The 25861-nt window shown below is 40.4% G+C and carries 19 protein-coding genes and 1 pseudogene; 12 read left to right on the forward strand and 8 right to left on the reverse strand.

The features are described from left to right. Together holB and Q0976_RS13470 are read left to right on the forward strand one after the other, a co-directional pair. Complete coding sequence (gene holB, locus Q0976_RS13465) at positions 1–921, forward strand: DNA polymerase III subunit delta' (RefSeq protein ID WP_299494354.1); 921 nt, start codon at positions 1–3, stop codon at positions 919–921. A gap of 81 nt (positions 922–1002) precedes the next feature. Then, positions 1003–1788, forward strand: a complete 786-nt coding sequence (locus tag Q0976_RS13470) for a TatD family hydrolase (RefSeq protein WP_299494355.1) — start codon at positions 1003–1005, stop codon at positions 1786–1788. A 157-nt stretch (positions 1789–1945) separates the two neighbouring features. Here the strand turns inward: Q0976_RS13470 and rsmF are convergent, their stop codons facing one another. Then, a complete protein-coding gene (rsmF, locus tag Q0976_RS13475; protein WP_299494357.1) occupies positions 1946–3364 on the reverse strand; it encodes a 16S rRNA (cytosine(1407)-C(5))-methyltransferase RsmF in 1419 nt (472 codons plus the stop codon). Between the two features lie 124 nt (positions 3365–3488). Between rsmF and Q0976_RS13480 the strand changes: the two genes are divergently transcribed. From Q0976_RS13480 to Q0976_RS13500, 5 genes are all read left to right on the forward strand, one after another. Then, complete coding sequence (locus tag Q0976_RS13480) at positions 3489–4715, forward strand: spore maturation protein (RefSeq protein ID WP_299494445.1); 1227 nt, start codon at positions 3489–3491, stop codon at positions 4713–4715. A 362-nt stretch (positions 4716–5077) separates the two neighbouring features. After that, the gene (locus Q0976_RS13485; RefSeq protein WP_299494358.1) at positions 5078–6148 is read left to right on the forward strand and encodes a hypothetical protein; all 1071 of its coding nucleotides are present in this window, start codon (positions 5078–5080) and stop codon (positions 6146–6148) included. 69 nt (positions 6149–6217) lie between these two features. After that, positions 6218–6658: a YcgN family cysteine cluster protein gene (locus Q0976_RS13490; protein ID WP_299494359.1), complete on the forward strand. Its 441-nt coding sequence runs from the start codon at positions 6218–6220 to the stop codon at positions 6656–6658. 962 nt (positions 6659–7620) lie between these two features. After that, entirely contained in the window at positions 7621–9744 is a 2124-nt protein-coding gene (locus Q0976_RS13495; protein ID WP_299494360.1) for an ATP-dependent endonuclease, read from the forward strand. Next, on the forward strand, positions 9737–11491 hold the full coding sequence (locus Q0976_RS13500; RefSeq protein WP_299494361.1) for a UvrD-helicase domain-containing protein: 1755 nt from the start codon (positions 9737–9739) through the stop codon (positions 11489–11491). Before Q0976_RS13495 ends, Q0976_RS13500 begins: the two co-directional genes overlap by 8 nt. 434 nt (positions 11492–11925) lie before the next feature. On the opposite strand, the gene Q0976_RS13505 is transcribed toward Q0976_RS13500, so the two are convergent. The 3 genes and pseudogenes from Q0976_RS13505 to Q0976_RS24195 form a co-directional block, all read right to left on the reverse strand. Further along, positions 11926–12297, reverse strand: coding sequence for a hypothetical protein (locus Q0976_RS13505; RefSeq protein ID WP_299494362.1), 372 nt, complete (start codon positions 12295–12297; stop codon positions 11926–11928). Next, on the reverse strand, positions 12294–14330 hold the full coding sequence (locus Q0976_RS13510; protein WP_299494363.1) for a hypothetical protein: 2037 nt from the start codon (positions 14328–14330) through the stop codon (positions 12294–12296). The genes Q0976_RS13505 and Q0976_RS13510 overlap by 4 nt, the downstream gene beginning before the upstream one ends. A 277-nt stretch (positions 14331–14607) precedes the next feature. Further along, positions 14608–14718 (reverse strand): annotated as a pseudogene (locus tag Q0976_RS24195) (methionine synthase); the annotation flags it as partial. Positions 14719–15003: 285 nt separating this feature from the next. Here Q0976_RS24195 and Q0976_RS13515 point away from each other — a divergent pair. Further along, positions 15004–16035, forward strand: coding sequence for a kelch repeat-containing protein (locus Q0976_RS13515; protein WP_299494364.1), 1032 nt, complete (start codon positions 15004–15006; stop codon positions 16033–16035). 141 nt (positions 16036–16176) lie between these two features. Here the strand turns inward: Q0976_RS13515 and Q0976_RS13520 are convergent, their stop codons facing one another. Together Q0976_RS13520 and Q0976_RS13525 are read right to left on the reverse strand one after the other, a co-directional pair. Then, entirely contained in the window at positions 16177–17214 is a 1038-nt protein-coding gene (locus tag Q0976_RS13520; RefSeq protein ID WP_299494365.1) for a methionine synthase, read from the reverse strand. Positions 17215–17258: 44 nt separating this feature from the next. Beyond that, the gene (locus Q0976_RS13525; RefSeq protein ID WP_299494366.1) at positions 17259–18233 is read right to left on the reverse strand and encodes a DUF1852 domain-containing protein; all 975 of its coding nucleotides are present in this window, start codon (positions 18231–18233) and stop codon (positions 17259–17261) included. Between the two features lie 292 nt (positions 18234–18525). Between Q0976_RS13525 and Q0976_RS13530 the strand changes: the two genes are divergently transcribed. Together Q0976_RS13530 and Q0976_RS13535 are read left to right on the forward strand one after the other, a co-directional pair. Continuing rightward, positions 18526–19338, forward strand: coding sequence for a sulfite exporter TauE/SafE family protein (locus tag Q0976_RS13530; RefSeq protein WP_299494367.1), 813 nt, complete (start codon positions 18526–18528; stop codon positions 19336–19338). 56 nt (positions 19339–19394) lie between these two features. Further along, on the forward strand, positions 19395–19925 hold the full coding sequence (locus tag Q0976_RS13535; RefSeq protein ID WP_366525077.1) for a GNAT family N-acetyltransferase: 531 nt from the start codon (positions 19395–19397) through the stop codon (positions 19923–19925). Positions 19926–20063: 138 nt separating this feature from the next. Here Q0976_RS13535 and dsbB read toward each other — a convergent pair whose 3' ends face one another. Both dsbB and nhaB read right to left on the reverse strand, forming a co-directional pair. Beyond that, entirely contained in the window at positions 20064–20603 is a 540-nt protein-coding gene (dsbB, locus tag Q0976_RS13540; protein ID WP_299494368.1) for a disulfide bond formation protein DsbB, read from the reverse strand. A 77-nt stretch (positions 20604–20680) separates the two neighbouring features. Further along, positions 20681–22261, reverse strand: a complete 1581-nt coding sequence (gene nhaB, locus Q0976_RS13545) for a sodium/proton antiporter NhaB (protein ID WP_299494370.1) — start codon at positions 22259–22261, stop codon at positions 20681–20683. Positions 22262–22573: 312 nt separating this feature from the next. Here nhaB and fadR point away from each other — a divergent pair, with 312 nt between their 5' ends. Further along, positions 22574–23293, forward strand: coding sequence for a fatty acid metabolism transcriptional regulator FadR (fadR, locus tag Q0976_RS13550; protein ID WP_299494371.1), 720 nt, complete (start codon positions 22574–22576; stop codon positions 23291–23293). Positions 23294–23775: 482 nt separating this feature from the next. Then, complete coding sequence (locus tag Q0976_RS13555) at positions 23776–25749, forward strand: BCCT family transporter (RefSeq protein ID WP_299494372.1); 1974 nt, start codon at positions 23776–23778, stop codon at positions 25747–25749. Positions 25750–25861 lie beyond the last annotated feature (112 nt).

Below are 25861 nucleotides of genomic sequence, written 5' to 3' on the forward strand. Positions count from 1 at the left end.
ATGACCGAGCAAGCAATTCCTTGGGTCGATAATGTACTGAGTCAGTTTAGTGAACAACTGACACATCAACTGAATGGTCATGCCTATTTAATTGGGTTAGATAAAGGCTATGGTGGTGATGTGCTCACATTGAGTATGGCAAAGGCTTTATTGTGTCAAAAAGCAACGCCCCGTGGAGGGTGTGGTTTTTGTAAAGCTTGCTTGTTATTTGAAGCGAACAATCATCCTGATTTTTATGGAATTAAAGCAGATGGGCATCAGATAAAAGTGGACCAAGTGAGGGCGTTGTGTCAAAAATTAACGGCCACCTCTCAACAGGGAGGGCGGCGAGTTGCGGTACTTTTTAACAGTGAACGGCTCAACCTTGCTGCGGCTAATGCGTTATTAAAAACATTGGAAGAGCCGGGAAAAGAAACAGTTTTATTACTCCAGTCTGATACGCCAAGCCGATTAATGGCGACGATCAGTAGCCGCTGTCAACGTATCAATGTCACCTTACCTTCATCATCAGAAATAACAACATGGTTGGCAACGGGTTTAGCCGTTAAACAAGACGTGACCTGGTGTTTACCTGTAGTCGGCGGACCGATTGCTTTGGCTGAGTGTATTAAAACAGGCCAATATACGGAGCTATTAGCGTTTCGAAAAGCATGGGCTCAGAGTTTGTCTTCAGGTCGTTTATCAAATGATTTGAGGGCATTGAATGAAGAGAGAGCGATTGATGCCATGAATATTTTGTATTTAGTGTTAAAGCAAAAATTACTTAAACAAGCTGATTTAGATCCGATTATCCGTATGAAAATTGCTGATTTATCTGCCGAGATAATGCTGCAATATCATCAATTAAATATAATGCCTAATATCAATACAACGGCATTATTTAGCCGGTTTATTGCTGATTATCAACAAATTGTAAAGTGAAACCCCTAAGGCATCCTTGTAGTTATTTATGCTTATAGGTATGCTTGCCTTTTAAAAAAATTAACCTTTAGGAAAACCGTTGTGCTGATTGATTCTCATTGTCACCTTGATCGCTTAAAAGCCGCGCCAGACCAAGCCAGTTTACGCCAAATGATGGCCGAGGCAAAAGAGAGAGGAGTAGAATACTTTCTGTGTGTCAATGTCAGGCAGAATGGTTTTCAAGCGATGAGACAACGTGTTGCAGAGTTTGAGCAAGTCTTTATGTCTGCTGGTGTGCATCCGTTAGATGTCAAAGAAGGGTTAAATATTGATGAGTTACAAGGTTTTATTAAAGATCCTAAAGTGATTGCTATTGGTGAAACGGGTTTAGATTATTTTTATGCTGATGAAACTAAAGCACTTCAGCAGCAATGTTTTGAGCAACAAATTGCCTTGGCTGTTGATGTGAATAAGCCATTAATTGTGCATACTCGGGATGCACGAGAAGATACTCTGCATTTTTTAAAGCAAGGTCAAGCCGATAAAGTGGGGGGAGTACTGCACTGCTTTACTGAAAGCTATGAAATGGCGAAATCAGCCATGGAGTTAGGCTTTTATATTTCAGTGTCTGGTATTGTCACCTTTAAAAATGCAGCGGAATTACGAACGACTATACGTAAAATACCCAAAGATCGCTTATTGGTTGAAACCGATTCGCCTTATCTTGCCCCTGTTCCTCATAGAGGTAAAGAAAATCAGCCTGCTTTTGTTCGTGATGTTGCTGAATTTGTCGCTGAGCTTAGAGGTGAGACTTATGAAGAGCTAGCGGCTTATACTTCTGAGAATTTCTTTAATTTGTTTAAAGATGCTCGTCAACACGTTAAATAAAACATAAAAAAAGACCCAAAATGATCCGTGAGGTTTTGGGTCTAGGGGAAGGGCTCCTAGGATGGAGCCATGCGCTAATAGGGTTAAGTTATTCCATCTAACTGGTACTTAAGTGTAGTAGATAATGCTTAATAAGGGCAAGATTTATTAGTACCTACTAATCAAGGGCGACTTTATCTTTGACTAAGTCTCTAGGCAGGTTGTTTTTTAATTTATTGCCTAAATGTTTTGCCATGCCCAGTAAGTGTCCCTTATAACTGACTAATACTTCCCCGTGGGGTTTGACTTTATTGGCCAGTAAAATATCTCGGCCCATTAAGTAATGTTTCGCTTCATTCTGGGTTAATGCAATACTGTGTTGACTGTGACCTAATGCCATTAAGGCTTCATGTTTTGCCTTAAATCCTTGTTTAAGACTGTCAACTAATTTAATGCCAATACGTTGAAAACGCATTTTTCCGATAAAAGGAATAAAAGGCGCAGGAAACAACCAAAATTCACTTTCTCTTTGCATTATTATTCCTTCTACAGGGAGCTGAATTGAAAAAGTATCTTTAAAATAATCGGTTAAGCCATTAACTTGTTTTTTACTAGCGGCTGTAAAAGGAAAGTTTTTTTGTTTTCTCGGCGCTGGATGGAGGCGAGGGATGGACTGTTTTTTAATGATCTTAGCGACAAAAAAACCTTCACTGTCGAAAATTTGTGGCCAAACATGTAAAAACCCTTCTTCAGTACATGCCTTGTCGGCATGAGGGAAGAGCTGAGATAAATCCTCAAATTCCACGGCTTCAGGGTACAGATCTTTAAGATATAAACAAACGGCTTGGTTTTCCGCTTTATTTAATGTACAGGTGGAGTACACGAGTGTGCCGCCAGGTTTCAGGGCGAGAAAAGCGGATTGAATTAATGCTTTTTGTGTGTCTGCAATGCCATCTATCTTCTCTGGATCCCAATGGATAAGCGCATCGGGATCTTTTCTCACCGTGCCTTCGCCACTACAAGGCGCATCTAAGAGAATGGCATGGGCACTTTCATAGAGGTATTCCCCAAAGACGCGTGCATCAAAATGAGTTAAAGCCGTATTACTGACTCCCATACGCAATACATTGGCATGTAGTACTTTTATACGGCTAGCTGAATACTCATTAGCAATCAATAAGCCTTGATTATTCATCAAGCTGGCGATTTGTGTCGTTTTAGAGCCAGGGGCTGATGCCATGTCTAACAGTGTATCGGTATTGTGCCAATCATAATCGTGGAATAACGCGGTAGGCGGCAACATGGAGCTGGCTTCTTGAATATAAAAAAGACCTTGTAAGTGCTCTATGGTGTTACCCAGTTGAATGTCAGTTGTTAGCGTGAGCCAAAACCCATCTTGGCACCAAGGTATGGGCTCAAAGGCCCAGCCAAGGGGTGACATTCTATCAATGAAGTCTGCAGAACTTATTTTTAATGTATTGACACGAATAGACAATCTCAGAGGTTGACCACAAAAATGAATAAAGTCATCAAGTGTTAAATGACTGGGAAGATCCTGAGCGATACTATTAATGAAATTTTGATTTAATTGGACCATATAGAGGGTATGATGCTGAAAAAATCCAGTATATCATAAGAATTAGTGCGGCTACCTGTGTATCGATTATAGGTGTGATCCACTGTTGGGATTGATAGCATCATTAGAACAAAATGAGGTGAGTGTGCTCAATAAAATTTGGCTATTTTTTTTCGTTATTATTACCTTGGCGGTTGGGCTCCAGTTAGCTGATGGACAAACTCAAGTATTAACGGCGACCGTTGAGTCGTTATTTAATAGTGCAAAGTTGGCTGCCGAAATCGCGTTGGGACTGATTGGGGTGCTGGCTTTGTGGATGGGATTAATGCGCGTGGGCGAACGTGCAGGAGTGGTTGGCGCGTTAGCAAAAGTATTGGAGCCTTTGTTAAGTCGATTAATGCCTGAAGTGCCAAGAGGTCATCCGGCTTATGGCAGTATTACCATGAATTTAATGGCAAACATGTTAGGTTTAGATAATGCAGCCACTCCCTTGGGGTTAAAGGCTATGCATGATTTGCAAAGTTTAAACCCGAATAAATCGGTGGCAACCAATGCTCAAATTTTGTTTTTAGTGTTGAACACTTCTTCTGTGACACTGATCCCTGTGACGATTTTTTTGTATCGCGCCCAGCAAGGCGCAGTCAATCCTGCTGATATTTTTTTACCTATTTTGTTTGCCACTTCGGCATCTAGTATTGCTGGTATATTATTAGTGGCGTTGGTGCAAAGAATTTCCTTGGTTAATACGGTATTGCTGAGTTATTTTAGTGTAATGTTCGCATTATTGGTGGCTTTTGTGTGGTATCTCGGTACCTTGAGTGCCCAAGCGATGGGGAACTTTTCGAGCTTATTGGGTAATGGTGTTCTTATTACCTTGATATTAAGTTTTATCTTGATTGCGGGTTACCGCAAAGTCGCCGTTTATGACGAGTTTATCGAAGGAGCTAAAGAAGGTTTTGCTCAATCAATACAACTTATTCCTTATTTATTAGCTATGTTAGTGGCCATTGGCTTGCTTAGAGCATCAGGTGCACTTGATTATTGTCTCGATATTATTCGACAAGTGGTGATGTTTTTAGGTGGTGATGGCCGTTTTGTTGATGCCTTACCCACCGCCATTATGAAGCCTTTTAGTGGTTCAGGTGCAAGAGCGATGATGTTAGAAACCATGGATCAATATGGCGTTGATTCCTTTAGTGGACGATTGGCGGCTATTTTTCAAGGGAGTACCGAAACCACTTTTTATGTGCTGGCAGTGTATTTTGGTGCTGTTGGGATCCGTAATGGCCGTCATGCTGTTGCTTGTGGATTAGGGGCTGATTTAGCGGGTGTGGTGGCCGCGATTTTTGTTTGTTATCAATTTTACGGTTAGCGATATTTATCCATATGATAGTCTTTTGTTGTTGGTATTCAGCGGTTCGACGAAGAAACCGTGCTGTATCATTCGAAGAATAATCGTGTAAATTAGTTTTATATGTATAAGAATTGTTGGCTTTTAGTGTTTTTTATTTGAATTTATTCATCGTTATACTTGTTAGTGTTTATTAACGAAGGTTAAGGAAAGTTAATTCATAGTCAGGTGGAAACTTTTCTAATAGACTGTTTGCTCTTTAATTCTTTTCATCAGCTGTAGAAGGGTTGATGATGTTTGTCGTGATTTTTACTGAATTAATGTGCTCTTTGCTAGCGTATTGTCGGTGGAAGGCGTTGATAACCCGTTAGAAGTGGTGTGATATGAAAGCACTTTTTTTATTATCTATTTTATTATTCTCTTTACCCTTTATCATGATGCAAGCCTTTGCAAAAGAGGAGGGAGGGGCTTCATATCCTTCGCCTAATAATTTAGTGTTAGTGACCATTGATGGCTTGAGGTGGAATGAAATTATTGATGGAGCCGATTTAAAGCTCATTAACTCTCCTCATTGGGTGTTGGATCCTCAACAAATAAAGCGTGATTTTTGGCAGGATAATCGACACGCGCGACGAGAAAAATTAATGCCTTTTTTATGGCAGACGATGGTGAGCCAAGGTGTATTGATTGGCACTGGACATGATTATATTGTTCATTCAGATAGAGAAGAAAAGTGCCATAGGGCACCTGCTATTGATGCGTGTAAGGTTAAATCAAACCCTAAGAGACCAAAGACTGAACTTAGCAAAAGTGAAGAGCCTCAAATAGAGGCGTCTAGTGTGTCACCGAATACGGATATGATGCAATGGCTTAGGAGCGTTTTCCCCTATGGTTATCGTTCAACGCCTTTTGGCGTTAAATTGGTGCCAGTGTACTTTAATGATGTGGATAAACAAAAGCCTAACTATTGGAAGAAAACAAATTTTGATTCAAAAACTTATGCTTATGCAGTTGAGTCTATAAAATCGCATTTTCAAAAAGTCACCTATCTTTCTTTTGGTGCAACGGATATGCATCTTCATGAAGGTAATTACGGCAAATATTTATATGCAGCTAGGCGTATTGACAGTTATATTGCTCGATTATGGGCATTACTTCAATCATTGCCGCAATATAAAAATAATACCATTTTGGTTGTGGTTAATGGTCATCATTTAAAACGAGTGTCTCGCACTGCCACCGAAAAAACCATTAATGGTTATTATCCACTCTGGTTTGTGGCTATGGGGCCTAATATTCGTCCAGTGGGAGAATTAAATGAGCATTTTCCCATATCGCCTGCCGATATCTCACAAATCTTATTAACACTATTAAATGAATACCCTGAATTAACTCCTCCGCGCCTGAATAAATTACTCGATCATTTCATGCAGCAGAAGACACCAGCCAAATGAGCATTAGGGAGTGAGGTCTTTTTCATGTAAAATAGTGCCATATCAGATTGAGAATATGTAAGAAGTATCATGTCGTTTTGGAAAACAACCCCTTTAACGGAAATGAGTCAGGCTCAATGGGAGTCTTTGTGTGATGGCTGTGGAAAGTGCTGTTTAAATAAAATTATCGATGATGAAACTGATACCTTATATTACACAAATGTGGCTTGCGAATTGTTGGAACATCAGCATGGTGGATGTCTAGATTATGAAAGTCGATTCAAAAAAGTACCAGGTTGTACCAAAGTCAGTATGGACAATATTGCTGAACTGACTTGGTTACCCAATAGCTGCGCTTATCGGCGATTATACTTGGGCCGCGATTTACCGTCATGGCATCCTTTAATCACAGGCTCCAAAGTGGCCATGGAGCAAGCGGGTATTGGGGTTAATGGTCGAGTGATTGATGAGAAGCAAGTTGAATACCTTGAAGATCATATTGTGTTATGGCCATTAAAGGATGTGGATTAATACACGTGAATGCTGACATGAAAGATTGCTCAGCTTAACAGAATATTGTACGTGAATATTCTTTTTTATTTGCGGTGAGGCTAAGGTCGTGGCTCCCTATCCTTATAGGCTACATGGATATTGATAACAACTTCAATGTTTAAGAGCCAGTTCGGTATTGATATAAACGGATTTATGAATACCGTGCCCCTTATTGGTAAAAGAAGAGGGATGCGAAGGAACGGCCGATGTCTTCCGCTCATAGCGATTACTATTGTAATCTCACCCTGCCGCAGGCTTATGTGCAGATAAAAATATGAAACGCCACAAGCATCTGACCTGCGTGGATAGCAGTGAATGCCTTAAAATGTCGGGAACATTTTGGCCCTGTGGCCTCTGCTAAAACCTCTCTGTTTTAGAAGTTCGCTATTGCATCTACACGGGGGGTTAAGAGCAAAAGAAAAAATCAAAAACAAAGAGAAAGCCAGTGGTTTCTTCCAATGGGTTGTGCTTGATAAATCAAGATTAAAATAGCTACCTACATTCTAATATGGTTCTAATATGATCAAAGCTAAACAAAGATAAAAGCGTCATTCAATCCGTTGTGAGGCAACTCATAGATTTTTATGCTAACTATCATTTGGTTAAAACAATTTGGTTGAAACAATTTGTTTACATAAGTAACGTTTGAGGGTATTTTTGCTGGGTGAGTATGTGTTGGATTGTGGTCGGAAAGAACATTGACTAGTTTGTTGGGGTCTTACTACGCGCTAAATTTCAAACTGAAACCGCAATGTTGCCAGTACTTTAACAAGTGTTGGCAACATTACTCCTAAGGGGCTGGAACTACATTATGCAGCTTCGCTGCTACATTGCGGCCTATCCTTATATGCTATAGGGCAAGGCGCACCTAGAAAGCGTCTGTAACGTAATTGGAAGATCGGGCCTGAAAAATTTACTAATCAAATGAATAGGGACATCAAGTGATCATTAAAGAAGTACGTATCAGAAACTACCGTTTATTAAAAGATGTTCAAATGACATTGGATGAAAGATCTACTTTAGTTGTTGGTAGAAATAACACCGGTAAAACCTCCCTAGCAGAAATATTCAGAAGCTTTTTAGCAGGCCCATCACCCAAATTGAAATATGAGGATTTTAACCAGTCATCTTTAAGTTCATTTGAAACCGCTTTAGTTGCTTTTCAGGCGGATACTGCAGAGGAAGAATTGAGGCCACAGATTCCTGCGATTGAGTTGGAGTTATTGGTTGATTATAGGGATGATGCTGATGCCTATGGCGTACTTGGTGATTTCATTATTGACCTTGATGAAGAGTTATACGAAACAAAAATATTAGCTTCTTATCAAGTTAAAGATGGAGGGGTCAGTAGTCTGCTTGGCAGGTTAGATTTAGAGGATCGGGCGAGTTACTTCAAAGCATTAAAAGAGTCAATCAATCAAAATTTTGAGGCGGTTCTTTATGCGATTGAACCTGACAATTCTGAAAATAGGGTAAAGCTCGATTTTACAAAAGTAAAACGTTTGATTCGCTCTGAAGTTATTAATGCCCAGCGTGGCTTGGATGATGAAACGCATAATGAGCGGGATGTACTAGGGAAGTCACTTGGCAATATTTTTAATAGCTCTGCCAATGCAGGTGCACCAGAAGCTTTTAGAGTATTATCTGGAGAAATAAATGAAGTTGTAGAAGAACTGCAGACAAGAGTTGATACTGATTTTCAACAAAAGGTAGAGCAACTTTTACCAACGCTTACTATTTTTGGATATCCAGGCTTGCAGGACCCTAATTTGAGTGCGTCTACCGAATTGAATGTTAAATCTTTACTTGAAAATAACACTAAGGTTTTTTATCAGAAAGATGACCATTTTACCTTGCCAGAAACTTATAACGGTCTTGGTTTTAGGAACCTCATCTTTATTCTATTCCGTATTTATGAATATTTTAGGGCATATCAATCTGAAGAAATAGCGCCAAAATCCCATCTTATCTTTGTTGAAGAGCCTGAAGCGCATTTACATCCTCAAATGCAGGAAGTGTTTATTCGGCAGCTCGATGAAATAGTTGCAGAGTTTGAACAGACTTTTAATGCAGGAGCCCGCTGGCCAATTCAGTTTGTGATAAGTACGCATTCTGCTCATATTGCTAATGAAGCAGACTTTAGCAAAGTGAGGTATTTTTTATCTAAAACTCATGGCTCTACTGAAATAAAGGACTTAGGTGCAGAATTCTCTGCTGCAGATTGTCAAGCCGATAAAGAGTTCCTGCATAAATATTTAACACTGACTAAATGTGATCTTTATTTTGCGGATAGGGCGATTCTTATTGAAGGCGCCACTGAAAGAATTCTTCTACCCGAGATGATCAAAAAAGTGGATGATGCAAAACAATGCAGTTTGCGTAGAAAGTATATGTCTGTGATTGAGATCGGCGGCGCATATGCGCATCACTTTTATAAATTCATTGACTTTCTTGAACTTAAGACATTGTTCATTACTGATTTAGATTCAGTAGAGAAGATCAAGGGGGAGAAGACAACGACATACCCAGCCTCCTGTGTGAGTGAAGGTACACATTCAAGTAATGCAGGCCTGTCAAATTGGTTTGGTATGAAAGGGTACGCAAGTTTGGATGAAATTTACTCCAAAGCAGAAAAGTCCAAAGTTTCAGGATGCCGTAGATTGGCATTTCAGATCGACGAAGATGAAAAAGCTCTATGTGGGCGTAGCTTTGAAGATGCATTTATTTTGGCCAATACAAATCTATTTGAATTACATGGTTTGAAAGGTGTAGAGCTGGAAAAGTCCGTTTTTGAAAGAGCTAAGAAAATTGGAAATGAAAGCAAGGCCAATTTTGCCATTAAATATTCTATAGGTGAAACCGCATGGAATGTTCCTAAATATATCTCCGAAGGTTTAGTTTGGTTAAATAGAAATACTATTCCTCCTAGAGAACCATCTGCAGAAACAGAAACAGAAACAGAAACAGAAACAGAAACAGAAACAGAAACAGAAACAGAAACAGAAACAGAAACAGTGCCAGAGCTAGAAGGTATAGAAGTTGCGGAGGAACAGGCATATGTGTGATGTTAGCCCCGCAGAGCAAGCATCAGTTCAAGCTTTAAATGAAATGTTTACCGCGATAGATGATGGAACCTGCTTTCGATTAGAAGCAGGTGCTGGCGCTGGTAAAACATATTCCCTTATTAAGGCTTTGAAACACCTCATTAATGACCAATCTATCGAGTTATCAACAAAAGATCAGCAGATAGCTTGTATTACTTATACTAATATTGCAAAAAATGAAATACGAGAAAGAACAGATAATCACCCTGTAATTTACGCTGATACGATACATGCATTCAGCTGGGGATTTATAAAAGGCTTTCAGGCTCAAATTCGTAATCTTATAACTGAGCTAGGTGATAAATGGATTGCTCGTATCGGTGAGGCGGGTGGAATATTTAATCAAAAGGTTATCTATGATTTAGGATTCCCGAAAATGGATGATGAAATCATTTCGTTACATCATGATGACGTTATTAAACTAATGTCTTCTCTGTTGATTTCCCAAAAATTCAGAATGCTCCTAAAAGCTAAGTTTCCTATTATTTTTATTGATGAATATCAAGATACTAATGCTGGATTAGCGTCTTCAATTGTTAAAAATTTAATTGATAATGAAGCTGGTATTTTAATTGGTTTATTTGGCGATCATTGGCAAAAAATCTACGGTAAAGACGCATGTGGCCTAATTGTAAGTGCACAAAATAATATTGTTGAAATAGGAAAAAACGCAAATTTCCGGTCTGATAGGAATATTGTTCAATGTTTGAATAAGATGCGGCCAGAGCTACCTCAGTATGAATTTGATCCTGAGTCTGAAGGGCAGGTTTCAATATATCATTCCAATTCATGGACTGGATATCGGCGAATAGGTGGGCATTGGGCAGGTGATTTACCCGAAGATATTGCACATGAATATTTTGAGCATGTGAAAGGCATTATGGAAGCCGACGGATGGGATTTTGACTCTGAAAATACAAAAGTGTTGATGTTGACAAATAATGTGCTTGCGACAGAGCAGGGTTATAAAGATCTCGCAGATTGTTTTAGTTATGCAGAGGACTATTTAAAAAAGAATGATCCATATATCAAGTATTTCGCCGATATTATAGAACCAATTTCAGCTTCTTTTGAATCAAGAAAATATGGTGAGATATTTCAAGTCATTAACGAAAAGTTTCCTCACCTTCATTGCCAAGATGATAAGCGCTTATGGGGAGAAAACCTGAATCGGATAAATGATATCCGTTTAAATGGCACAATTGGTGATTTGTTAGGTTTCCTTTCCGGTATAGATAAGCCTCGATTGCCAAACAAGGTCACTCAAATGGAAGCCCGTTATCAGGAATTACAAACTGCGAACATTGATGATTTAGATGAAAGCAGTAAACGATTTTTAAGGAAGATGACTTCTCTAAGGGCAATTAGCTATCAGCAAGTTATACAACTAACAAGATTTATTGAAGAAAAAACGCCATTTTCAACAAAGCATGGTGTAAAAGGTGCAGAGTTTGATAACGTTCTTGTTGTGTTAGGTCGTGGTTGGAATCAGTATAACTGGAACCAAATGCTGGAGTTTATGGAGAATGGTTATCCTAATAATAGAAAGGATAGCTTTGAAAGAAATCGTAATCTTTTCTATGTTGCGTGCTCTAGAGCCAAGCATAATTTAACTCTATTAATTACTCAGCAGTTGTCAGAACCTGCCTTAACTAGGCTGGGCTACTTATTCGGAGAAGAGCATATTGTCGGCGAACTTGACATCTAAACGTAAGGGTGGGAATTCGGACATCCATAATTATATATCATGATCATATGTCTCAGGTGACGCCTATGGCGCACCTGATTTAGGCGTTAAGCTTAGATATGAAAAATACTGCATATGGTTTTGATGATTCTACTGCCTATCGTTGCACTTATTTCTTTAGTATTGGTATTTAGCTCGAAAGAGCAAAAGAAAATTGATTGCGTCTTCAATAGTCTTAGTCATAAGTTTGATTGGCCTTTTTACTATAGAAAACACTGAATATTGGAAAGTTGACTCTTGTCTCGATAGTGGTGGACGTTACGATTACGAAAAAAGTAAGAGTGAGGTATGAAGTGATTAAATATGAACAGTATTATGAATTGATTAGATAGAGGCAAAATTTACCAAAGCATTTGATAATGCTTTGGTAAATTAAAAAAGAGAAAAATAAAGAATCAGAGCCCTGTAGATTCGCAACTAATGCTCTTTCTAATCAGGCTAATTTCACATTTCTGTTCATTCCAAGGGGCTGCAACAATGAAATGTAGTGTAAAAGCCGATATTTTCATCTGAGTTGGATAAATTGAAGGGGAATCTCTTTTTAAATCAAAGGGGCTATCGCCCATTTGGCAAAACTCTTGTGTTTGTTTTTTTTTAAAATCCTTAATAAAAATACATGGATTGTCATTTTTTATATACACGGCATAAAATGGCCCTTTTCCATCCGAGATATTACTATCAATCTGATAATACTTATAATTACTTATATCATCAGAACACGCTGAAAATGATACAACTAAGAGTGAAATATAGATTAGTAATTTCATAATAAATGCCTTATTCTTCTATCAAAACGATTATTATCAACTTTAAATGACTCTTTCCAAAAGCTTTGTTCCAAAGCTGCAACAAATTTTGAATCTGATCCAGTGTTCCCTGAAATTTGGTCTTGGTATACAGCAGGCAAGACGACTTTTCGTGTGTTACCTCTCGGATCATCAATACCGGTATAGTCTCCTCGATAAGTTAAATCGATCAAGATCTCCCTTACATTTTGTGGCAATGCATCCCAATCTATTTTTTTACCATTCAAATAAGCATCACAAACACTCTGTTTAATTGTTATTCTCTTTGTGTCTGTCATGTAGTTAGCATACACGACATTAAATAAATGATGTTGCATTTTACGGGTAATTTCTTGCTCTGCTTTTGGCACGTTGGCATCTAAGGTTTTCCAGTACTCATAACCTACTTGCCTTCTTTTGTTTGCCGCCCCCTTTAACCAAGTTAATAATGCGGGAGAAATCGGTTTAGCATGTATAGCAGCTTGGTTAAATAAGCTTTCAATTTCGCTGGCAGTTCGCTTACCTAAATCCAACCCTCTACCGATAGTAATGCCGGAATTATCAAAAACAATACCTTTAGAGTTATGAGGAATATGGGGTGTCCGTGTAAATAGGTGATGATCGGTAACATCATTACCTTCTGAGTCAAAAGTCAATTGCCCATAAGGTACCTTAAGCCATTTCAAATCCATTTCATCATCTTCACCTGTGTGCAGGGCTAAATACACAGGTTTGAGCTTTAACTCTGAAGGAAAGTTCACTATGGCTTCTACATTGGGCTCGACGATATTATTCGTATCCAACTCTGTTTGTGGTTGAACCTTTAAGTCCCATAAGGCGTCATTTGTTTGTTTATCTAAAGCGTTAGCTGGATCTAATGTGCTATTGTTATTTAAGGTATTGGTTTCTTGTTGAGGATCACTTTCAGCATCCACAATTGCTTCACCCGTTGGCTGCCAATGAAAACTCAGCTCGTCGGTAAGTTCTGCGCGTATGCCGTCACCAGCCATCACAGCTTGGATTACTTTGACTCTATCGGGATACATCTGCCGTTCATCGGTATGCACGGCCTTTAGTATGGGCTTGTTTTTATCGAGGGTGCTGTCATTTTTCAGTTCTTGTTCGGTCGGGAGCTGATAGTAAAAGCGTACACGGGTCGTGGCTTCGACCATGACAGGAAAATCAAAATCTTCATATTGAGCACCGCCGGTTTCTTTGGCCCACACCGCAAGCAGTTGGGTATAAGGGTTAAAGCGGCTGGCTGCTTTACCAGAGAATGACCATTCTCCTCTGTCACTTTCTTGTGTATCACCACGCTTTGCTAATGACACCACTTTATTTTCATTATTCTGGTTTAAGGGCTTTCTATTATTAGCGGCATTTGCATCAGGTTTAAATAATGACAATATTCCAAAATTCTTAGCGGATTCTTCTTCTGTGCGCATGTCAGAAACGTGCTTTCCCAGAACCATGGATTTGGCAAAGACCTTTTTGCCGTAAGCGGGCATATTAAACTTGGCAAATTTATCTGGCCCCGTTTGTTTTGGTGGTGGATCGTTAATCACAGGCTCTTGCGTGCGTTTAGGCATTTCCGCTGGCGGATGCAAATTATCCGATGACGGGCTTTGATACGGATTGCCGCCAATATTAATCATGCCACCTGCAGTGCCTAAGCGATTATCAATGGCTTTGATGACATCTTTTGGATACGCGGGGTTGATGGCGGAATGCACTTGCCTGACTTGCATAGGCTTTAAGCTATGCAAAATGATTTTGACTCTGTCTTCAGTGCTGAGCTCAGCCTTGGGAAAGTCCATGATGAACATAGGCGCACGAGGTTTGTCGACAAGCAATAATTTTTTACCGCGAGTGAGGGCGGTTTTAAGGCTGGATAGTGACTCACCTGTGGCAAGGTAAGCCTTTAATTCATTATCTTTAAGATGAGTAAAGTCCGTTTCAATGCTTAACGCTTCATGCTCCATCAATTGATGAAGTTGCACTACCTTCCCTGACATACCGCTCCCTTAATTCCTTATCTTAAGTAGGCTTTTACTTAAAAACTTTTATTTAAAAACTATTACTTAAAAATGCTACTCTTCCCTTAAGGGCGGTAATTTACCACAATATATTGAAAAAGAAAGTAAAAAATAAATAAGAAAAACAAAACTGATCCTTCAACATTTTTCAACAAAAGTCACTGCTTTTTGTGTGATACTCTGTTTTATGTCAACCAACCTTGGCTGACGTGACTCTCACTTTTCCGAGCGTCACGTCAGCATAAAAGCGGATTAATCACTTATTCGCGTTTGCGAGTTCTTGTCGCACGATCGCAGCGCTGGCACTCAAGGCCTTGAATTTGCCTGTTGTCACAGAGTGTGACAAAGGTGTCACGCCGCAGTTAGTTATGTCGAGGATCTAGGGTGCAAGGGTAACGCGGTTAATTAACGGTTAATTAAAACACCCATGATTATATGTCCCAGGTGACGCCTATGGCACACCTGATTTAGGCGTTATGTACTATTGAAATCGCTAACTATGCGACGTCATTTAGAGTTCAGGTTAATGATCTTGAGTTTTCTATAACGTAGATAGGGATATATTTTCTTACAAATTACCACACTTAAAAGCGTTTACTTTTAATCTGTTAATGCTCAAATATGGCAGTATAAAAAACAAGGTTCATACTTTATGAAAACGAATTTGATTAAACTTTTTGGGCTACTGTCCCTTGCCAGCCTCAGTGTGGTGCATACAAAAGCACAAACCATCGATAATCTTTATAACTGGTCAGAAGCACCGTCAATCTCAACACCTATCCAAGAAATATATCCTGCAATTTATAATGAAGAAATTTATATCTCTGGTGGGTATGTCCCTAGTCAGAAGCCAGTATTTTTTGGCTTATCTCCTACTCGGTTAACCTTTATTTTTAACCTTGGATCTCAACAATGGAGAAAAGGGCCTCAGTTACCAGAAGAAAGGCACCACCTTGGTTTAGTGAGTAACTCAGACTATTTATATGGCGTGGGTGGTTTTTACGGGCAACAAGGTAAGGCGTGGCAAATACAAAACACTGTGTACCGTTTGGACATCACCTCAAATACGTGGCAAAAAGGCCCTGAATTACCCATTCCATTGGCAGAGTCCGTTTATGTATCCGTTGGGAATAATATTCATGTGATCGGGGGGAAAACGATATCGCCTGAAACGGGAAAGCATGCAGACACTAAAAAGCATTATGTTCTTGTAGATAACACACGTTGGGTAGAAGCCACAGAGCCCAGTATTGTCAGAAGTTCTGCAGCAAGCGCCGTTTTAGATAACAAAATCTATGTCATCGGGGGGAGAGAAAGCGGTGTGCAATCAAGCAATAAACAATTTGCTGAGGTGTATGATGTGAAAAAAGATAAATGGACTGCGATTAAACCCTTTCCTGTTGCGTTAGCCGGTATGTCAGCCTCGGTTTTAAACGGTAAAATCATTGTGTCTGGCGGTGAAGCATTTGGTCCAAATGGCAATTGGAGAGAAGGCAAAGCCTCTAATCAAGTATGGGCTTTTGATCCAGCTACTGAAAATTGGAGTGAAATTTCAACCATGCCTTCAGCTCGCCATGGCCATGGCTCTGTTACGCTGAATAATAAGATATACATTATGGGAGGAGCCGCAAAGGTGGGACCCCAAGATACACTCGCGACCACGTTAATTTTGGCTAAAGATTAAATCATTTATATTCAGAGCGAGGTGTACCGTTGCTGATAGCCAGTTGCTTAAACGGAAAAATAACCAAGGAAATAACCAAGCCATTCATGCTTCACGTGACTCTCACTTTTTCGAGCGCCACGTGAGCATAAAAGTGGATAATCACTTATTCGCGTTGATAAGTTCCTCTCGAACAATCGCAGCGCCAGCACTTAAGGCCTTGAGTTTGCCTGTTGCCACGGTGTGAGATAGGGGCGTCATGCCGCAGTTGGTGCAAGGGTAGAGCTTGTCGGCATCGACAAATTGAAGGGCGCGTCGAAGAGTATCAGCCACTTCCTCTGGTGTTTCAATGGTGTTGGTTGCAACATCAATGGCGCCGACCATGACTTTTTTACCTCGAATGAGTTCAAGCAGCTCCATTGGCACGTGAGAGTTGTGGCATTCGAGTGAAATAATGTCGATACTCGATTGTTGCAACTTGGGAAATGCCTCTTCGTATTGTCGCCACTCAGAGCCTAAGGTCTTTTTCCAATCAGTATTGGCTTTAATGCCATAACCGTAACAGATATGCACTGCGGTTTCGCATTTCAGTCCTTCAATGGCGCGCTCTAACGTGGCGATGCCCCAATCATTGACGTCATCAAAAAACACATTAAAGGCGGGCTCATCAAATTGGATAATATCCACGCCAGCGGCTTCTAATTCTTTGGCTTCTTGATTAAGAATTTTGGCAAATTCCCAGGCGAGTTTTTCGCGACTTTTGTAATGAGCATCATACAATGTATCGATCATGGTCATGGGGCCTGGGAGTGCCCATTTGATGGGTTGCTTAGTTTGCTGGCGTAAAAATTTGGCATCTTCAACAAAAACAGGCTTTTGGCGTGAAACTGCACCGACGACGGTGGGCACACTGGCATCATAGCGATTACGAATTCTCACGGTTTGTCGTTGCTCAAAATCGACGCCGTTAAGGTGCTCAATAAAGGTCGTGACAAAATGCTGCCGTGTTTGCTCGCCATCACTGACTATATCAATACCGGCGTGTTGTTGATCTTGCAGTGCTAAACGTAACGCATCATGTTTACCGGCCACTAATTCTTCATTTTGCAATTTCCAAGGTGACCAAAGTGTCTCAGGTTGTGCCAGCCAAGTGGGTTTCGGTAAGCTGCCTGCCGTTGATGTCGGTAATAGTGTTTTCATAATAGATAATGCCGTTTATTTGGATTGATGATTGAACGTGACGATTAAGCTTGGTTAGCTGACCATTGCTCAAGAACAGTTTGGTAAGGCTTGATGAAGTGCTCCTGGGCAAACTTCCCTTGTTCATTGGCTAATCGGCTGCGCTCTTCTCGGTCATACACTATTTGTGTTAATGAATGATCCAGATTCTTCAAATTGGGTTGGTAGGATGTGCCTGCAACCGCATTGGCATTATAAATCTCAGGTCGATAGATTTTTTGAAACGTTTCCATGGTGCTGATGGTTCCGATAAGCTCAAGGCTGGTGTAATCATTGAGCAAATCACCAAAGAAATAGAACGCCAAGGGAGCAACACTGTTTTGAGGCATAAAATAACGCACCTGTAAGCCCATTTTTTTAAAATATTGCTCAGTCAGTGAGGTGTCATTGGGCTGGTATTCAATGCCTAATACAGGGTGGTGATTGTCAGTACGCTGATAGATTTTGTTATCCGATACACTCAGACAGATCACCGGTGGCTTAGTAAAGTTTTGTTGGTAACTATCTGAATTTACAAAGTGCTGAAACAGTTTACCGTGCAGCTCGCCAAAGTTATTTGGAATACTAAATTGAGGCTTATCTTTATTGTGCTCCGACAGTAATACACTAAAATCGTAATCTCGTACATACGAGGAAAAATTATTACCGACAATGCCTTCAATACGCTGGTTTGTTTTATGATCGACAATATGGGTTTTCAATACTTCAATGGATGGAAAGGGCGCTGCGTCGCCTCCGACTTTCATATCAATGGAAATAATGTCAAGTTCGACAGAATAGCGATCGCCTTTGGGGTTATCCCAATGGGCTAATGCATTAAAGCGATTATCAATCATGGTTAACGCGTTGCGTAAGTTAGCTTGGCGGTAGTCCCCTCTCGCTAAATTGGCAAAGTTGGTCGTGATCCGCGTATTATCAGCTGGGTGATAGTTTTCATCGAGAGAAATGCGTTTAATGGTAAAGGTAAAATCTGTATTCATGGTGATCCGGTATCCTATTTCTGAGGTAAAGAACCTGAGATAAAACGCAATGTCTGGCTTGCTCTCTTGGCCTGTTTAATTTGCTGATGACTCTCAACCCATCCATCAGCTGTACAGCCCTAGTGTTAATGGCTTAGTGAGTTTTATACTGGGTTCGCGTCAAGATGAAAAGCGCATTTATTTCACCTTCAACATGAGAAATATTCATCAGCTATTTATTTGAATGTTAGCGCGGGTGTCAGCTATATTGATTGGCGTTTATTAACCCTCGATGAAATAAGAAGTGAGCTGAATGAGTGAATTAGTGTTATTGATAATATTTTGCGCGTTATTGGGCAGTGGCGTTGGTTTTTTAGCGGGCCTGTTAGGCATTGGCGGCGGATTAATTATTGTACCCGTGCTGAGCAGTATTTTACTTCACTTTGATGTTTTACCCTCTGAGCAGGTGGTTATCGTTGCCATTGCAACGTCATTGGCGTCAATATTATTCACATCCACTTCTTCGGCCATTGCCCATCATAAAAAGGGCAATGTGCCTTGGGAGCTTGCGCCTTGGATCATGACTGGCGTGGCGCTGGGTGCGCTGATCAGCGGCTTTATGGCTGCACTCTTACCCGAACAAACGGTTCGTTTAGTGTTTGTTATCAGTGTGGTACTCATCGCGTGCAAAATGCTGTATAGCAGCACCAAAAGTGACACGGCGACTGAGCGACAAATGCCGAATAAAGGACTGTTAACCTTTTTTACCACCATCACGGGTGGTTTATCTGCCATGATAGGCATCGGCGGTGGTGCTCTATTAGTGCCTTTGCTGACGTTTTTCTCACTGGACATGAAAAAAGCCATTGGGTGTGCATCTGCTTGCGGGATTGTTATCGCTTTATTTGGTTCAATCGGTTACATCAGCTCAGGCAGTGCGCATTTTGCGTTAGCAGATGGGTTTGCTGGATTCGTTTATTTACCGGCTTTATTGGGGATTGTGTGCACGTCTTGGTTTACCGCGCCTTTAGGCGCTAAAGCGACACATTACTTACCAGTATCAACCATTAAGAAAATCTTTGCCGTGTTATTGTTGGTGATGGCCGCCAACATGATGATGCATTAATGCCACTAAGATTTGAATTTGATATTGCGTTAATTTACAGATTTTATTGACTATTTATGTTGCATCATTTACTTAATGATGCAACATACGAAATGAATTTCCATGGAGTGGCAAGAGTGATGATAGAAAAACTGGAACATAAAAATGAAGCAGTATCGAGGCAGATTTTTAGGGTTTTTCAGCGTGCCTATCAACAAGAAGCGCAATTGATTGGTGTGGCTGATTTCCCGCCTTTACGGCGCTGGGTGAAAGATATTGAGCGGACGAACAGTGAGTTTTATGGGATAAAACGCCATGAAGTGCTTGCGGCGGTGATTGAAATTGAAGTGACCAAGCAGCAACTGGATATTCACAGCTTAACGGTTGACCCTGAATACGTTAGAAGGGGGCTTGCTGATCAGTTAATTCGTTATGTATTGGCCCAAATGGATTGCTCACAAGCCATTGTTGAAACGGCAGTAGCGAATAGTCCTGCCATTAATTTATATAAAAAGCATGGTTTTGTGGAATATAAAAGATGGGTGCCATCCCATGGTATTCCTAAACTAGCCTTGTCAGTCAAATGGGCTGTTGACACTGTTAATTGATAAGTTATTTTTTGCTATTGCTCAACGAGCGGCTTCACTGTGGCTTCTTTGGAGGGGATGAATAAAATAAAAAATGCGGCCTTGAAAAAGGTCGCATTTTTCATTGATATAACGGCATGACTGTTAAGTATTGAACACTTACATTTTGAACATGGGGCGATGAGGTGTATTTACATTTTTCATTAGGGCTGGAATGATGAATATGACTAAAGCAATGCAGTAGGCACTGAAAATGCCTATCATCCATTGACTCATAGACAACCCGCCAAAAATCCAGGGCGTGTCTGTACACATGCCTGATGGCATGAAAACACTGGGGAACCATTCATGTAAGGGCATCCAGCTTGGGAATTCGGGTAAAAACGCACAAGTGGCAAAAGGGGAAGGGTTGGTTTGTAGATTGACCAAGTCGATGGCAAATTTAAGCCCCCAAATACTGCTTACTCCCCAAAGGATTATGGCCAAAAAGCGGATGAAGCGAGAGCGATAACCCAATGTGCCGATAATACCCGCCACAATCAAGCCGACCACAGCAAGTCGCTGGTAGATACACATTACACAAGGGCTAAGATAGAGGCCATATTGAAAAAACAGGGCGATGATAAGCAGTAAGGCTGACCCCATTGTCAGCGTTAACCAAGCTAGGCGGGATTGTGCAAAATGAATCAAAGTGTTCAAAAGAGTTCTCCTAAATAAAACGCACTGTGAGAAGTGCGTTTCAATTAAAGCCTAAATTCTACCTAAGTGTATCATTCTTAGTGATTAGATGTTGCTTTGTTTACGATGCCCGAGGCTTCAGAAATCAGTTGATTATCATAGAGCATTTGGGTGAAATGCTCTAGCGTGCCTAGCTGGATCATCAAGATACCAATAATCGATAACACAATAGTGTAAGGCAGTGCCATCCAGACCATACGACCATAAGATAAGCGGACGAGGGGGGCGATAGCCGAAGTCAGTAAGAATAAGAATGCCGCTTGACCATTGGGGGTGGCGACAGAAGGTAAATTGGTTCCTGTATTAATGGCAACAGCTAATAAATCAAATTGATCGCGGCTAATTCGGCCATCCAGTAGGGCGGTTTTAACTTCGTTAATATAAACCGTGCCGACGAAGACATTGTCACTCACCATTGATAATAAGCCATTGGCGATATAAAAAATCACTAATTGCGTGTTACCTTCAAAACTCAGCGCCCATTGGATCACCGGAGCAAAAAGTTGTTGGTCGATAATCACTGCAACAATAGCAAAAAAGACGGCCAAAAGAGCAGTAAAAGGCAAGGCTTCTTCAAAGGCTTTACCCAGAGAGTGCTCATTGGTGATGCCATTAAATGCAGTGGCTAAAATAATAACCGATAAACCAATTAAACCGACAGAGGCTAAATGAAGCGCAAGGCCTGCGATAAGCCAAACGCCGACAAGGGCTTGAATAATCAGTTTCATTTTATCATGGGGGGTACGGTGCGCGTCTTCATAAGCCGCAAATTCGGATAAAATTTTATGCACGGCATCAGGTAATTGCTGACCGTAACCAAATATTTTGAATTTCTCAACGAAAAAGCAAGTGATCACACCCGCCACCAGGACAGGCATAGTAATGGGGGCCATACGTAAGAAAAACTCCCCAAAACTCCAATTAGCTTGTGCGGCGATAATCAGGTTTTGAGGTTCACCCACCATAGTGGCGACGCCGCCTAAAGCCGTACCAACCCCCGCATGCATCAATAAATTACGTAAGAAACCTCTGAAAGACTCTAATTCTTCTTCGCACAATTGTTCGTGGCTGTCACTGGTATGGTCATGATTATCAGTAAAATTTTTACCTGAAGCCACCTTGTGATAGACGCTATAAAATCCGACCGCAACAGTAATAATGACGGCAATGACAGTCAGTGCATCAAGAAAAGCTGATAAAAATGCTGAAGCAATACAAAACATTAAAGAGACAGCTATTTTTGAGCGAATTTGCGTAATGATTTTGGTGAAAATAAACAGCAATAGCTGTTTCATGAAATAAATCCCTGCCACCATGAAAATAAGTAGCAGTAATACTTCTAAGTTAGCTTCAATTTCATAGAGCACTTGGCTAGGGGAGGTCATGCCAATTGCAATGGCTTCAATGGCCAATAAGCCGCCGGGTTGAAGTGGATAGCATTTGAGGGCCATGGCGAGTGTAAAAATAAATTCGATGACTAACAACCAGCCAGCAGTAAAGGGATCGATATAAAAAATAATGGGGTTGATGATGAGGAAAGTTAAGATTGTCAGCTTAAACCATTTAGGCGATTGGCCTAAGAAGTTATGAATAAAGGCTTGACTCATAGTCGTCGTCATAAATTTTTCTCAGATAATAATTACTTTGATTTACATTGGAGAACATTTTAACAACATTTTTAACGTTGAAATAGCTAAAATCAAAGTAAGGGCCCAATAAATTTGTTGGTTGTAAAATACAGGGAAGTTTTAGATTAAGGAATCTTAATTGGTGAATTTTTCAAAAAAACATGACTTTTTGTCAAATACGTTCATTTAAACGTCAATATGTTGATTTGGGTGAGAGAAATGTGAGAGATAAGGTTTCCATTTTTTATGGCTCTGGTATGATCAGTAGACAAGTTAATGCTAATAATGGGATGACAAGGGCTGATGATAATCAATGCCAAAGGTCCTGCAAGCTTTGCAGAAAAGTATATTGTACGGTCCATTTGGGACAATAAGTTCCCCCCAGGTTCCATTTTACCCGCCGAAAGAGAGTTGTCTGAGTTAATTGGCGTCACACGAACGACCTTACGGGAAGTGCTTCAGCGTCTTGCACGTGATGGATGGTTGACGATTCAGCATGGTAAACCCACTCGAGTTAATAATTTTTGGGAAACGTCGGGGCTGAATATTTTAGAGACCATCGCAGAATTAAATCCAGATGGTTTTCCTGAACTCGTGGATCAATTGCTGTCAGCAAGAAGCAATGTCAGCGCGATTTATTTTAAAGGCGCTATTCGCAATAATCCTGATAAAGCCGTGGATATTTTGGCGCAAATCCACACTTTAGAAGATACAGCGCAAGCTTATGCTGATTTTGATTATCAATTACAGCACACCTTGGCTTTTTCTTCAGGTAATCCTTTATATGTGCTTATTTTAAATGGATTTAAAGGTCTTTATAGCCGTGTCGGTCGTTATTATTTTTCCAGCAGTGATGCCAGAGCGTTAGCACTGGATTTTTATAAACAGCTCGAAGTGTTAGCACAAAGTGGTCATTATCATGAAGTGACTTCATTAATGCGTAATTATGGCATTAATAGTGGTGTGATGTGGCAAAGTTTGCGCGATGATATGCCTGTTGAGCTTGGGCAAAGTAACACTTAAATAGTGTGATGGAAAGTCACTTATGTTTTGTGATTAAGCCGCCTTTAACGGGGGGCTTTTTTGTTATGCACTATGGTTGTTAGTAACGTATTAGATACATAACGCACTCATCGGATGATTAATATTTGTTGATAACGAATTACTTTCAGTCTTTGGTCTGTGTTAACATTACGCCTTGCTGTGTGGAAAGAAAGGCGATTCAATAGCGTTTGGCTGAAATACCTGCGCGGATCACTGGGGCTGGGTAAGCCACGTTATCGAATATCCTTTATTGAGTTGAATCGGTATTCACTCCAATATTTTGATTTTAACTTATTGATAGTATTTTTATTTTAAAAAAGAGAGCATCCTTGCTATTTTGATGCTTTTGTTTGAAATAAACAATGCTGTTTTTTTCATGTGTTATCACTCTGGAGTTGAAGATCCATTTTAGCATAACCGTGTGTTATGTGGAGCGTAATGGTTCATTCTGAGAGGTTAAAATGATCAAGTCGAGCATCAATGCTCCTGTGTTTTTTTCATCTGTATTACTTATTTTTTTACTGGTATCAATTGGGGCATTTTGGCCCGAACAATCTCAAGTTATCTTTAAATCATTACAACAATGGCTGGAAGCTAAAACTGGATGGTTGTATATTCTTGGTGTTGCCGTTTTTCTTATTTTCATTATTTTTCTTATGGTCAGTCGGTTTGGAGACATCAAACTGGGCCCTGATCATGCTGAGCCGGACTATAGCTACAAAAGCTGGATTGCGATGCTTTTTTCTGCGGGAATGGGCATTGGCTTGATGTTTTTTGGTGTGGCTGAGCCTGTTATGCATTTCTTAGCGCCACCTGATGCGACGCCAGAAACCATTGCGGCGGCAAAAGAGGCCATGAAAATCACCTTTTTCCATTGGGGGATCCATGCATGGGCTATTTATGCTGTTGTTGCCCTCAGCTTAGCCTATTTTTCTTATCGTCATAAATTACCGCTATTACCTCGCAGTGCCCTGTATCCTCTCATTGGCGAGCGTATCTATGGACCAATCGGTCATGCTGTGGATACTTTCGCGGTATTGGGCACCATGTTTGGTGTGGCGACGTCTTTAGGCTTTGGCGTATTACAGCTAAATTCTGGGCTGAATTATTTATTAGATGTGCCGATTTCGACGACTGTGCAAGTGGTCTTAATTATTGCCATTACTCTGATTGCGACTTTATCTGTTTTTTCTGGATTGGATAAAGGTGTTAAACGACTCAGTGAGCTTAATTTAGGGCTGGCCTTTTTATTATTGGTGTTTGTCCTGTTGTTTGGGCCAACCGTGGATTTATTGCGCGCTTTTGTTCAAAATACGGGCGGCTACTTAAGTGATCTGGTGGGTAAAACGTTTAACTTATATGCTTATGAGCAAAAAAATGACTGGCTAGGAGGCTGGACACTCCTTTACTGGGGCTGGTGGATTTCTTGGTCACCTTTTGTGGGCACTTTCATTGCACGTATTTCACGGGGCCGTACGATTAGAGAGTTTCTTGTCGGGGTATTGTTTGTACCCACAGCGTTTACTTTTTTGTGGATGACCGTGTTTGGAAATACGGCGATTGATGCCATTAGTCATCATGGGGCTTTATACCTGAAAGAAGCGGTATCATCGGATGTATCGGTAGCATTATTTAAGTTTTTCGAATACTTACCTATGCCCACATTATTATCAAGTATTGGCTTGTGTCTCGTGGTGACCTTTTTTGTGACATCATCGGATTCAGGCTCTTTAGTGATTGATAATTTGACCTCAGGTGGGGACACTGAAGCGCCAGTTTGGCAGCGAATTTTTTGGGCATTGTTACAAGGTGTCGTGGCATCGGTACTCTTGCTTGCGGGTGGATTACAAGCACTACAAACGATAACGATTGCCAGCGCATTACCTTTTTTATTGGTGATGCTACTCATGTGTTTAGGTCTGTTTAAAGCCCTTAAAGATGATTGGCTTAAGCTTAATAGCGTACAATCTCATAATACCAGTGTGCAATACGCAGAAACTAATATGAGTTGGGAAGAGCGCATTGATGTACTTGTGTGCCATCCTAGCCATGAAGAGGCGCAAACTTTTTTAAAAGACATTGCTGCCCCAGCCATTTCTAAAGCGTGCCGTAGTTTTGTCAAACGTAACATTCAAGCTGAAATGCGTTATATTGGCGATCGCGTGCGCTTTGTGATTAAAGAAGATGAACAACATGATTTCGTTTACGGTTTACGTATTCGTGAGCATACCATTCCTAACCCCATTGAAAGTGAAATTAAAGAAGGTGAGGAAAGCTATTATCGTGTTGAAGTATTCTTGGAGCATGGTGGTCAACATTATGATGTCATGGGTTATACCCAAGAGCAGTTGCTGGCTGATGTGGTGACGCAATATGAGCGTTATTTACATTATTTACATCTGTCTAGCTCTGAGTATTTAGGCGAAGAAGCTTAATTTCTTTTTCGCGCTTTAATTATAATAATGCCCTGATTCTCAGGGCATTTATTCTTATTCTTCGTTTTCCAGAGTGTGTCTCTTGCTGTCTTATCTTGATTTAGCGATCGCT

The organism is uncultured Shewanella sp. (assembly GCF_947501665.1).
In the GTDB taxonomy this organism is placed as follows: domain Bacteria; phylum Pseudomonadota; class Gammaproteobacteria; order Enterobacterales; family Shewanellaceae; genus Shewanella.

Coding starts and splice junctions, on each gene's coding strand:
- holB (WP_299494354.1), top strand. CDS start 1: ATGACCGAGCAAGCAATTCCTTGGGTCGATAATGTACTGAGTCAGTTT.
- rsmF (WP_299494357.1), bottom strand. CDS start 3,364: ATGGTCCAATTAAATCAAAATTTCATTAATAGTATCGCTCAGGATCTT.
- Q0976_RS13485 (WP_299494358.1), top strand. CDS start 5,078: ATGAAAGCACTTTTTTTATTATCTATTTTATTATTCTCTTTACCCTTT.
- Q0976_RS13490 (WP_299494359.1), top strand. CDS start 6,218: ATGTCGTTTTGGAAAACAACCCCTTTAACGGAAATGAGTCAGGCTCAA.
- Q0976_RS13500 (WP_299494361.1), top strand. CDS start 9,737: ATGTGTGATGTTAGCCCCGCAGAGCAAGCATCAGTTCAAGCTTTAAAT.
- Q0976_RS13505 (WP_299494362.1), bottom strand. CDS start 12,297: ATGAAATTACTAATCTATATTTCACTCTTAGTTGTATCATTTTCAGCG.
- Q0976_RS13510 (WP_299494363.1), bottom strand. CDS start 14,330: ATGTCAGGGAAGGTAGTGCAACTTCATCAATTGATGGAGCATGAAGCG.
- Q0976_RS13515 (WP_299494364.1), top strand. CDS start 15,004: ATGAAAACGAATTTGATTAAACTTTTTGGGCTACTGTCCCTTGCCAGC.
- Q0976_RS13520 (WP_299494365.1), bottom strand. CDS start 17,214: ATGAAAACACTATTACCGACATCAACGGCAGGCAGCTTACCGAAACCC.
- Q0976_RS13525 (WP_299494366.1), bottom strand. CDS start 18,233: ATGAATACAGATTTTACCTTTACCATTAAACGCATTTCTCTCGATGAA.
- Q0976_RS13530 (WP_299494367.1), top strand. CDS start 18,526: ATGAGTGAATTAGTGTTATTGATAATATTTTGCGCGTTATTGGGCAGT.
- Q0976_RS13535 (WP_366525077.1), top strand. CDS start 19,395: ATGTTGCATCATTTACTTAATGATGCAACATACGAAATGAATTTCCAT.
- nhaB (WP_299494370.1), bottom strand. CDS start 22,261: ATGACGACGACTATGAGTCAAGCCTTTATTCATAACTTCTTAGGCCAA.
- fadR (WP_299494371.1), top strand. CDS start 22,574: ATGATAATCAATGCCAAAGGTCCTGCAAGCTTTGCAGAAAAGTATATT.
- Q0976_RS13555 (WP_299494372.1), top strand. CDS start 23,776: ATGATCAAGTCGAGCATCAATGCTCCTGTGTTTTTTTCATCTGTATTA.